At 57.3% G+C, this 10,663-nt stretch carries 10 protein-coding genes; 1 reads left to right on the top strand and 9 read right to left on the bottom strand.

Annotated features, from left to right (window positions below; genetic code table 11):
* The 9 genes from U5775_RS17745 to U5775_RS17705 form a co-directional block, all read right to left on the bottom strand.
* Positions 1 to 178, bottom strand: a 178-nt coding sequence (locus U5775_RS17745; protein WP_322059394.1) for a DsbA family protein, incomplete at its 3' end; no start/stop codon positions are given.
* 32 nt (positions 179 to 210) lie between these two features.
* Positions 211 to 891 (bottom strand): adenylate kinase, encoded by a 681-nt coding sequence (gene adk, locus U5775_RS17740; protein ID WP_322059386.1) that lies wholly within the window; start codon positions 889 to 891, stop codon positions 211 to 213.
* 159 nt (positions 892 to 1,050) lie between these two features.
* A complete protein-coding gene (locus U5775_RS17735; protein ID WP_322059385.1) occupies positions 1,051 to 1,605 on the bottom strand; it encodes an OsmC family protein in 555 nt (184 codons plus the stop codon).
* 72 nt (positions 1,606 to 1,677) lie between these two features.
* Positions 1,678 to 3,363, bottom strand: coding sequence for a long-chain-fatty-acid--CoA ligase (locus tag U5775_RS17730; protein WP_322059384.1), 1,686 nt, complete (start codon positions 3,361 to 3,363; stop codon positions 1,678 to 1,680).
* 177 nt (positions 3,364 to 3,540) lie between these two features.
* Positions 3,541 to 4,362 (bottom strand): enoyl-CoA hydratase/isomerase family protein, encoded by an 822-nt coding sequence (locus U5775_RS17725; RefSeq protein WP_322059383.1) that lies wholly within the window; start codon positions 4,360 to 4,362, stop codon positions 3,541 to 3,543.
* A 27-nt stretch (positions 4,363 to 4,389) separates the two neighbouring features.
* The gene (locus U5775_RS17720; RefSeq protein WP_322059382.1) at positions 4,390 to 5,385 is read right to left on the bottom strand and encodes an MDR family oxidoreductase; all 996 of its coding nucleotides are present in this window, start codon (positions 5,383 to 5,385) and stop codon (positions 4,390 to 4,392) included.
* Positions 5,386 to 5,422: 37 nt separating this feature from the next.
* Positions 5,423 to 6,238, bottom strand: a complete 816-nt coding sequence (locus tag U5775_RS17715) for an enoyl-CoA hydratase/isomerase family protein (RefSeq protein WP_322059381.1) — start codon at positions 6,236 to 6,238, stop codon at positions 5,423 to 5,425.
* Between the two features lie 20 nt (positions 6,239 to 6,258).
* The gene (locus U5775_RS17710; RefSeq protein WP_322059380.1) at positions 6,259 to 7,758 is read right to left on the bottom strand and encodes a class I adenylate-forming enzyme family protein; all 1,500 of its coding nucleotides are present in this window, start codon (positions 7,756 to 7,758) and stop codon (positions 6,259 to 6,261) included.
* Positions 7,759 to 7,804: 46 nt separating this feature from the next.
* The gene (locus U5775_RS17705; RefSeq protein ID WP_322059379.1) at positions 7,805 to 9,196 is read right to left on the bottom strand and encodes a short-chain fatty acid transporter; all 1,392 of its coding nucleotides are present in this window, start codon (positions 9,194 to 9,196) and stop codon (positions 7,805 to 7,807) included.
* A gap of 210 nt (positions 9,197 to 9,406) precedes the next feature.
* Between U5775_RS17705 and U5775_RS17700 the strand changes: the two genes are divergently transcribed.
* On the top strand, positions 9,407 to 10,633 hold the full coding sequence (locus U5775_RS17700) for an MFS transporter (RefSeq protein ID WP_322059378.1): 1,227 nt from the start codon (positions 9,407 to 9,409) through the stop codon (positions 10,631 to 10,633).
* Positions 10,634 to 10,663: the final 30 nt, after the last annotated feature.

The following is a 10,663-nucleotide window of genomic DNA, read 5'->3' as shown; positions in this document are numbered from 1 at the left end:
CAAGTGCCGTCGAGAAGTCAGTCGGCCTCATTCCCTTGGCCAACCGATATGCCTTGAACTCAACGACGACTTCAACCTCCTTCTCGACTACTTTTATTGCCTGTTCGAGTCGCCGCTTTGCTATCCAGCACCAAGGGCAGACAAAATCAGACCACGCAACAACTTCAACCCGCTTCATGAGTTCTTCCCTTTAGAGATTGCGGAATCTGGCTAAACACCGTGGACGCACGTAACTGATTCGACAATGCGCGCGTGCACTTCATCGACGTCGCCTACTCCCGAAATACGGTGATAGCGTGGTGACGTAAGCTCGCGAGAAGTGTGTAGCGAGCTCGCGCCTTTCGAGTAAAAGTCGATAAGCGGACGCGTTTGGCGGGCGTACACGTCGAGCCGCTTGCGAACCGTATCTTCCTTATCGTCGTCACGTATCGCGAGCGGTTCGCCTGTGATGTCGTCTAACATCTCGCGTTTTGGCGGGTTGTATTTGACGTGGTAACTACGGCCAGATGCGATATGCACCCGACGACCGGCCATGCGCTCAATAATGTATTCGTTCGGCACGTCGAGCTCGATGACATGGTCGACGTGAATATTGGCGCTTTTGAGAGCGTCGGCCTGCGCGACAGTGCGCGGAAATCCGTCGAACAGGTAGCCGTTCGTGCAGTCAGCTTCGCGAAGGCGGTCCTCGACAAGGCCAATCATGAGCGCGTCGGGGACGAGTTCGCCGGCATCCATGAACCGCTTGGCCTCAACCCCAAGCGGGGTCTGAGCACGAACGGCGGCACGCAGCATGTCACCGGTGGATATTAAAGGAATCCAGAACTTCATCCTCAACAATTGAGCCTGTGTCCCTTTTCCGGCGCCCGGCGCGCCGAGAAGAATCAGTCGCATAACTTTCTCCGTCTCGGGGATGCCAGTTTGACGTCCCCGCGAACCAACCTATAGCGGTCACGCACGCCCGGAAATGGTGCGTAACACTATTGAGCGGGCGGCACACGTGACCGTTGCTCGATAAAACAAAGTGCCGCCCTACATGCTTGGCGCCGTTGGTTACCTGAGATGAGTTACGACGTCGACGGGATTCGCCAGCGTGTCACGAATCGGCGAGTGCTCCTGCAGCCTCTGGACGAGTCGCTCGAGGTCGGCTTTAGGCGTACCGGGGCTGTCGAGAGCGACATCGACACGAATCTGCTTGGCGCCAGGTCGAACCGACTTGTCGATACCGAGGAAGCCGCTCAGGTCCACATCGAACTCGAGTTCAACGTCGATGTTCTTCAACGTAATACCCTCCTGCGAGGCCAGTGCGGCAAGGGTCACGGCGTAACAGCCCGCGAGTCCTTTCATTACGTATTCCGCCGGACTGACCGCGGAGTCGGTCCCGAGAAGCGACGTGGGCTCATCACTTTGCAGTGTGAACTTTCCGCGGCGGCTCTCGTCCTTGTTACCGGCCTGCGAGATGGGCCCCGTCGTGGAAACCAGACGTAGGTCACCGGCAGACTTGCCTTCCAGCGAAAACGTGACGTGCCCGAGGCTTCGGTCTTGTCGGACAGCGTCAATCGTCTCGGAAAGCGCTTTGGCGTCGAGGAACGGATGTACTTTGGACATTTGATGGCTCCAGGTGAAGTCTAAAATTGCTGCCATGCAGGGCAGCGGAAAGAGAGTGACGCTTGAAAGCTGTCACGACGTTGATGTTGTTGATGTTGACGCTGCTGCACTCGTCACAACATTCGGCTTGGCGGTCGATACCCAGCTAAGGTTCGATTCGGCGAGCTGGCGCATACGTTTCTTGTCGGCCTTGCCAACAGCCGTGCGAGGAAGCACGTCGACAAACGCCCACTTGTCCGGTATCCACCATTTCGCAACCTTTGTCTGCAGATACTCCTGAAGGTCTGCCGGACCGATAGCCCTATCCTTCGCGACAACAACGATTGCCGCTGGACGCTCTTGCCATCGGTCATCCGGCACCGCAATGACGGCGACATCAAGGACTTCGGGATGGCTACGAATGGCGTCCTCAAGCGCTAACGAAGGAATCCATTCGCCGCCCGACTTGATTGCATCCTTCATGCGGTCCGAGAGGTGGATAAATCCATCCGGGTCTACGGTGCCGAGGTCGCCTGTTCGAAGCCAACCGTCCTGAAGATGGCCCTCGTCGTCGGCGCTTAGATACGAACGCGTGACCCACGCACCCCGAATCTGTATTTCGCCAACTGCCACGCCGTCGTTCGGCAGCTCTGTACCGTCAAGGTCGGCAACGCGAACCTCCAATCCGCAGACCACACGCCCCTGAGCAGAGGAGCAGCGCTGGAGGTCGTCAACACCGGTAGCCCATGCAGGCGTTTGCGCGATGGCAGACATGGATGACGTCTCCGTCATGCCCCATGCTTGAACCATGCGGATTCCAAGTGCCTGGTAATCGTCGGACAACCGGCGTGGAACCTGCGCTCCACCACAGCTGATGGTCTTCAAATGCCCCAAATCGTTGAGGCCTCGCTCGCGCATTGTTGAAAGCACGTCTGACCAAATGGTAGGGACACCAGCAGCTACAGTTGGTGATTCAGAGTCAATAAGACGAATCAGAGCCGACGGCTGCAACGCTGTCCCAGGCAGAATGAGGTCACATCCAGCCATCAACGCTGCGAATGGAAGTCCCCAGCCATTCACGTGATAAAGCGGCACCGCCGGTAGCAGGCGGTCGGCGCTGCTGAGCCCCACGGAATTCGTAGTGCAGAGACTCATTGCCTGAAGCCAGATGGAACGATGGCTGTAGGCAACGCCTTTGGGCAGACCTGTCGTCCCGCCCGTGAAACAGATAATGGCGGCGTTGCATTCATCAACGTCTGGCCAATCTACTCGCGGATGCCCCTCCGCCAGAAGGGCCTCGTAATCGATGACCTCGCATCCCTCCCAGGGAGACTCGCCACCGGGCCTGGCTCCAACCGTGACCAAGAGTTTCAGATTCTCTAGCTCACCGGCGAATGACCAGAACTTTTCGAGGTTCTGGCTATCAACAATGAACACTTCATCATTAGCGCACTTCGCGATGTACGCCAACTGGTCGGCGTGTAACCTCGTGTTGAGTGTATGCAGGATACGTCCACTCGCGGGGACGCCCAGATACGCCTCCAGATGCTCACGAGAGGCGCCGGCCAGCGTGCCGACAACCGTATCAGTGGGGAATCCACGTCTTTCGAGGGCGTCAGCGAGCTGACCGGCGCGTAACGCCGTATCAGCGAAGGTTTGCTCGACTCGTTCCCCAGACGAAGATACGGATACCAGCCGAGAGCGACCATTGACGCGGTATGCATGGCGCATCAACAACGGAAGACCGAGCTGATTTGCCTGCATGGTGCTTTTCATCATTGTCTCCAATGATTCGGATACCGAATTAATAGAATCTGACGTCGAACTATTCTTGTCCAATGCCCCGGCAAGGGGGCGCTAGCAGTTGCTAGCGGGACCTTCAGAGTATTGCCGTAAGACGCGTAACCATTGGGGGTGGCGCGCTATTGGTGATAGCGACACCACCCTGGACTCGAATCAAAGTTTGCCGTATCGCGAATCACGCCAATCGAGTGCCTTGCGGAGGCCCTCGTCCTTAACTCGCTGCGCAAATCCAGCCTTTTCTGGTGAATAGGCTGCGTTCAGCGTAGCCGCGACGTCCAGATTCGCGTTGACTGCCTGTCGCAGTCCCATCGCCTCGTAGGCTCGGGTCAAAGCAATCTTCGTTAGCTTGAGGGTGATGTTCGGCGTGGTGGCGATTTTCTTTGCGAGCTTCTCCACGGTCTCGACCAGTTCGTCCGGCGAGACAACACGGTTAATCAGGCCGATTCTCTCCGCTTCTGCTGCCGGAATGACATCGCCCGTCAGGAGCAGCTCATTGGTCTTTTTCTGACCGATAAGGAAAGGCATGAGAATGGTGACCGGGCCCGAACCGAACCGGATTTCAGGCTCGCCAAACTGGGAGCGGTCGGTTGCAATGACCATGTCGCATGCCATTGCCAGTTCGCACGCACCAGCCAGACACCATCCATCAACTGCCGCGATGGTCGGCTTATGGGAGGCCCACACCGACATCGACAGGTCGACGTTACGCGTGAGAGCGTTGTGCCAGTCTTCCGGTCGCTCGATTCCTGCAGCGACTTCCTCGGCTATGTCATAGCCGACAGAAAATGCCTTCCCTGCGCCCTTGATGACGATGACACGTACCGCGTCATCGTCGTTGAGCTTTTGGACCCATTGACGCATCGTGATAACGACGGTCGAGGACAGGGCGTTGAGTTTGTCAGGACGGTTAATGGTCAGCCACGCAACACCGTCGCGTACGTCGCAAAGTACAACATTGCTGGAATCTTCTTGCATTTCAAGTCTCCGGGTATGTAGTCGTTGTCAGTTCACGTCGACGAGGACGCGGCCGTGCAGTTTGCCGGCAAGCATGGCTTCGGCCGCGCCGCCGACCTCTTCGAGTCGAACCGTCTGCGCTGTGATGCCGTCGAGGAGGTTGCCGGGCAGGTCGATAACAATACGGTTCCATGCGTTGACACGGTCCTTCGACGGAAGCATGACCGAGTCCACGCCAAGGAGTTTCACCCCGCGGAGGATGAAAGGCATGACGGTCGTCGGCAAATCCGCGCCGCCCGCAAGTCCACACGCCGCCACCACACCGTTGTAGTTCATCTCGGCGAGCACACGCGCCAGCACCTTCGAACCCACTGTATCGATTGCCGCAGCCCACTTCTGCGCTTCGAGCGGACGCGGCGGGTCGGCCCACTCCGGGCCATCCACAAACTCCTGCGCTCCCAGCCCCTTCACGTATTCATGTTTCTCGGTACTACCGGTGAGTGCGGAAACCCTGTAGCCCAACTTGCTCAGGATGGCGACCGCGACGCTGCCAACGCCGCCGGCCGCGCCGGTGACAAGAACCGGACCGCTCTGCGGAGTAATGCCAGCGCCTTCGAGCGCGTTGACGCACAGCATGCCCGTGAAGCCGGCCGTACCAATCATCATGGCCTGACGCGTCGTAAGGCCCTTCGGCAGCGGCACCAGCCACTCGCCGCGAACCCGCTGGTATTGGCTGTAGCCACCCCAGTATTTTTCGCCGACGCTCCAGCCTGTCAAAACGACTTTCTGGCCAGCCTTCAGGTTCGGGTTCGACGTCTCGACCACTTCACCAGCGAAGTCAATGCCCGGAACAAGCGGCCACGCCTTCACAATCTTGCCCTTACCCGTAACAGCCAGAGCGTCCTTGTAGTTGAGGGTCGAGTATTCAATCTTGACCAGCGTGTCTTCACTCGGTAGTACATCGAACGTGAGCTTTTCGATGGCCGCTTTGGTCTTCTTGTCCTCTTCGCGAAGCATCATTGCGTTGAAAGTCTGTTCGGACATAAGTTGTTCTCCTGTCAGATGATTGAAATAGCTGGCGTCAACCTTCGAATCGGCGGTCGCGCCATCGGATAGCTTCCCGCATGCCCTGCTCGCGAGCGACTTCCATGAATGCCTTCTTGTCGGGCGACCCTGCCGACTCGATTGCATGGTCGATATTGAGAGAGTGGCGTAGGGATTCCTTCATGCCTCGCACCTCGAAACTATGGTTGATTGCCCGTTTCGTCGAGCGCACCAGATTCGGGTCGATGACACACATCGTGCGCGCAATGCGTAGCGCCTCAGTCAGATGTTCACCATCGGGGACAACACGATTAACGAAGCCCAGTTCGACGGCCCTGCTAACGTCGATGTGGTCGAGGCCAGTCAGGATAATTTCCTTCGCCTGCTTCGGATTGGCCATCCAAGGCAGAAGCATCGTGACGATGCCTGCACCAAATTTCAGTTCAGGCTCCCCAAAAATTGCGGACTGCGCTGCTACCGTGATGTCGCATGCGAGCGCTATTTCGAATGCACCGGCAAGACAGGCGCCATGGACTGCAGCGATGGTTGGCTTCGGGCAGTCCCAGAATCGCATCGTCGTGTTGAAATCCCGGTCGAGAATTTCACGCCAGATAGCTTCGCCTTGCGGCCGTGCTTCCATCTGCTCTTTCAAGTCAAAGCCGGATGAAAATGCCTTCCCCTCACCTGTCACGACGATGACCCGCACTCGCTCGTCGCTTTCGGCCTGGTCCATCGCAGCGTTGATTTCCTCCAGTGATTTCTTCCCAAGCGCGTTAAGTCGCTCGGGCCGGTTCAACGTGATGGTCGCGATGGAATCGTTGACGTCATATTTCAGCGTCGAGAAGTCTGTCATTGCTGTCTCCTGTCTTGTTCTCACGAACGGCTCGCGAGTGGAACGAGCGAGCCGCCTGTAATAAGGTTACGAAGCGCGCTGCGGTCGGCCTTTCCAGTTCGGCCAACGGGTAGCGCTTCCCCCACATAGATGTAATCAGGCAACTTAAAGCGGTCGAGCCTCGTCAGGAGAAATGCGCGTAGCGCGTCGGGTTCGATGACGCAGCCAGAATTGGGAACAATGAGGACGTGAATGCGTTCACCGAGAATTGCGTCGGGCGCGCCAACGACCATGCAATCATTAACTGCGTCAAACTGCTTGATTGCCCGTTCAACTTCCATGGGGGTCACCTTATTGCCCCCACGGGAGATAAGTTCCTTGGAACGGCCCATCAGTCGGACCTGGCCTTCAGCATCGAGCGCGGCAAGGTCTCCTGTTTTGAACCAACCACCGGCAAACGCCGCGTCGGTGAGCGCGGGTTCGTCGAGATAGCCGTTCATCAAGAAGGGGCTACTGATTTGCAACTCGCCAACCGCCCCTGGAGCCGACTCCTGCCCCACTTCGTCGACCACGCGATACCGCACACGGCTCGAAGGAAGCCCCAGTGAGTGGAGATTCGCCTGCCGGTCGGCCGGAAACTGAAAGAAGTCGCACGTCGACGTTTCGGTGAGACCGTATATGTTCACGAGGTCTGTCTCCGGAAACAGATTGGCAACCTGCGTCGCAAGTTGCTCACTCAATTGCTCGCCGCCCGTGAGAATCTGACGCAGAGCTGGGCACGACGGTATGAAGCCCGTACATGCGCCGTTCCCTTGCGCAAGCACGGCAAGCATCGCCCGCAGCATTGTTGGCACGACCCCGACGCGATGAATGCGCTCGTTACTCAGTTGTTCAAGCAGAAGAGCCGGAACAAATTTCTCAGGCAATACGATGGTCCCTCCGCCCATCAAGGTCAGCAGGCTGACCCAGATGCCGAAGCTGAAGGTGATATTGAGCAGCTGAAGTGTGCGCTGGCCGCGACGGAAATGAACCATCGCGTCGATTGCGCGAAGCTTCCCGGAAAAAGCGTTGTGGCTGACCACGACCCCTTTGGGAGTACCCGTCGACCCCGACGTGAAAATGATTAGTGCTGCGTTGGCGAGTTCCTCACGGGCTTGTGGAGGCATCTCGCCGACCTGAATTACCGGATTGCCATTCGTCTCGGCGCCACTTGCGACATCCACCGCCAATCGAGCCATTGTCTTCTTGCGGATACTGACGACAACTTCGGCCGGCGACATGCGATGAATAGGAACCGCCACTGCTCCGGCCAACCATATCCCCAGGAAGCCAGCGAGGTCCGATGGGTGGTTAGAGACTGCGACATGGACAGGTTCATCGTGCTGGCAGCCGTGCTTCTTCAGGGCGCTTTCTACCGCATTCGCCTTCTCCAACAACTCCTGATAAGTCAACGTCGATTCTGCAGCTTCGATTGCGGTCGCAGGACCGAACTTTCGGCATGCAGCTGCAAGCAAGAAACCGAGGTTATGCATTTCGTCCATGAGCTTTCGGTATTAACAAAGTGGGCGCCGGGATTTAAGGGACCAGTTACAGCAGGAGAAGTGTTCCCCCCATGACTGCGAACATGATGAAGAAGATAATGACCGTGTAGCCCATTACGCGCCCCATGCCAACGCCCGCGATAGCCAGCAGAGGAATGACCCACATCGGCTGAATCATGTCTGCGACGCCCTCGCCGAGCGCCACGGAGATGGCAACCGCGTGCTGCGGGACACCAAGATGCTGCGCCGCAGGAACGACAAATGGAGCCTGGACAATCCAGTGGCCGCCGGCACTCGGAACGAACATGCTGATGAGCGTCGAGGACACAAAACTCCAGAACGGAAGCGTGTGAGTCGTTGAGAAGCCGATAAACCACTTTGCGATGACATCAGCAAGGCCGGTTGCCGTCATGACTCCCATGATGCCACCATAGATTGGGAACTGAAGCAGGATAGGCCCTGCGACTCGTGCCGCATTGTTGATGGCGGAGAGATACGCGCGAGGCGTCCAGTGTGTCACCAGGCCGAGCAACAGGAAAATCATCACCAACATGTTGAGGTCCATCGTGAACGACCCGACGGCAAGCTTCATCACGATATAGCCGAGGCCCAGAACCACGAGAATCAGGTTTAGCGCCCATGCTGAATCCAGCCAGGCTGCCAACGTAGTGGGTTGCTTCTCCGAGACTTCGACGACGTCTTCTTCAATGAGCCGCTTGGGGTCTGCAGCGATGGTCTCGTTGTCCCGCGGCATCATCATGCGGAAGACCAACGGAATGACTACCGCAAGTACAACGAGGGGGACGAAATTCAGTGGCGAAAACAGGAAGTCCTTCATCTGCAGAACATTACCGGTCACCTTCTCGATGATGTTCAGCGGTGAGCCGTGCGTCGCACTCAGAAGAGCTATTGAACTCGAGATGCCGCACACGTAGAACGACCAGCCCGCATACGCTGCTGCCACGAGCCACGCGAAGTCAACGCGAACACGCTTCGCAATTTCCCGGGCAAAGAGCGCCGAGATAACAAGGCCAACCGCCCAGTTCAACAGCCCGCCAATCATCGACACAAAAAACGTGAGCGCCATTGCGCCGCCTGCCGTCCTCGGGATTGAAGCTACTTTCCGAAGAAGCAGCGACACCGGTTTCGATGTTGACAGCGCATGACCAGTGACGAGCGTCAGTGCAACCAGAAACGCGAAACTGGCAATCTTGAACACACCTTCGTACCAGCTAGCCACGACATTACCGATGCTCCCATGCGGCGCAATACCGACCGCCAGAACGCATGTAAGAAGGGTCAGAAAGATGGCAATCACGAAAGGGTCTGGCATGACCCTTTCGACCAAAATGACACACACTCGGGTAAACCCGTGCAATCCATACGACCGCGCCGGCTTATCCATCGGCGCTACTGCTCCATTGCTCACCTTCTCCATTGCTCAAGTCTCCTTGGTCTGAATCGCTCAGTGGCATTCAGTGATGTGGGATGAACTAGACGGCCGGTCAGTTAGTGATGTTATATCTCTAGGTTGACTGGTCGTCTACAAAAATCTATAGTGGTTACGGGTAAGTCCTGGCACCGATATTTCGGAGAGCAGGATGACCGTAGCTGGCGAGTCGAAAACGACCATCAGGAGACAAGCGAAGTGGAGACGCAGGTTGGCGCAGGCCATACTGAAGCGGTTTCGAGCATTCGTGCGAGCCGTGCTATTGCGGTGATTGCCATCGCGCAACTGTTCGGTACATCGCTGTGGTTCAGTGCTAATGCGGCGATGCATGACCTGCAGACCTCGTGGCATCTCACCGCATCGGGCATGGGCTGGTTGACCAACTCAGTTCAGCTTGGCTTCATTGTCGGTACACTGATTTCAGCGTCGACGGGAATTGCAGACCGGCTCCCGACCAGCAGGGTTTTCGCCGCATGTGGGCTTTTGGGCGCAGTCCTGAACGCGCTATTCGCGCTGTGCAGTTCCGGCTTTGCGTCGGCTGTCGTCTTCAGGTTCGGAGTGGGGATTGCATTGGCCGGCATTTACCCGCTCGGTATGAAACTGCTCGTAACCTGGGCACCGACACGCGCGGCGCAGACCCTTGCCTGGCTTGTCGCCATGCTGACGCTAGGTACAGCATCGGTGCACGCAATCAGGGGACTGCTCGACAACGTCTCGTGGCATCTTGTTGTACTTACGTCGTCGCTGCTAGCTATTGCGGGCGCGTTGATGGTTCTATCGCTTGGTGAGGGGCCGCACACTCGTCGTGCTACGTCCAGAGCCCTGACTGGCAGCGTGAGTGCGGTGTTCCGAATTCGGGAATTCCGGGCCGCAGCGTTTGGGTACTTTGGCCATATGTGGGAGCTCTATGCTTTCTGGACGTTGGTGCCGCTGTTGATTGCGAGAGCGGTCGCCGACGGCCCGATGGAATCCACCAGAGATGTGGCTTTACTCTCGTTTTCAATTATCGGAATCGGTGCGGTCGGCTGTGTCGCGGGAGGCATCTTTAGCAAGTGGTTCGGAAGCGCACGCGCTGCCTTCATCGCACTCCTTGTGTCGGGTTGCCTCTGTCTTATGTACCCCTTCTTGGCGGGCAAGATTCATGGTGTCATGCAACTGGCGCTGCTGGCTGTTTGGGGTCTGGCTGTCATCGCGGATTCTCCGCAGTTCTCGGCCCTGTCAGTGCGGGCCTGCCCGCCGGAACTAATCGGTGGCGCGCTGACACTGCAGAACAGTATTGGATTTTTTCTATCCGCGTGTTCGATTTTTGCAGCGACGAGTGTGTACCACTCTTTAGGAACGTGGATTTCGTTGATACTACTTCCAGGGCCGGTGCTTGGCCTGCTCGCAATGTCGCCGCTACTGGCCAAGAAACCACGTTGGTAGACAAGCTTTGATAAATTGAAGGACAGACAA

This window comes from Paraburkholderia sp. J63 (genome assembly GCF_905220245.1).
In the GTDB taxonomy this organism is placed as follows: domain Bacteria; phylum Pseudomonadota; class Gammaproteobacteria; order Burkholderiales; family Burkholderiaceae; genus Paraburkholderia.
This window is presented reverse-complemented; position numbering and strand designations above follow the sequence as displayed.

Coding starts and splice junctions, on each gene's coding strand:
- U5775_RS17720 (WP_322059382.1), bottom strand. CDS start 5,385: ATGTCCGAACAGACTTTCAACGCAATGATGCTTCGCGAAGAGGACAAG.
- U5775_RS17725 (WP_322059383.1), bottom strand. CDS start 4,362: ATGCAAGAAGATTCCAGCAATGTTGTACTTTGCGACGTACGCGACGGT.
- U5775_RS17730 (WP_322059384.1), bottom strand. CDS start 3,363: ATGATGAAAAGCACCATGCAGGCAAATCAGCTCGGTCTTCCGTTGTTG.
- U5775_RS17715 (WP_322059381.1), bottom strand. CDS start 6,238: ATGACAGACTTCTCGACGCTGAAATATGACGTCAACGATTCCATCGCG.
- adk (WP_322059386.1), bottom strand. CDS start 891: ATGCGACTGATTCTTCTCGGCGCGCCGGGCGCCGGAAAAGGGACACAG.
- U5775_RS17705 (WP_322059379.1), bottom strand. CDS start 9,196: ATGGAGAAGGTGAGCAATGGAGCAGTAGCGCCGATGGATAAGCCGGCG.
- U5775_RS17735 (WP_322059385.1), bottom strand. CDS start 1,605: ATGTCCAAAGTACATCCGTTCCTCGACGCCAAAGCGCTTTCCGAGACG.
- U5775_RS17710 (WP_322059380.1), bottom strand. CDS start 7,758: ATGGACGAAATGCATAACCTCGGTTTCTTGCTTGCAGCTGCATGCCGA.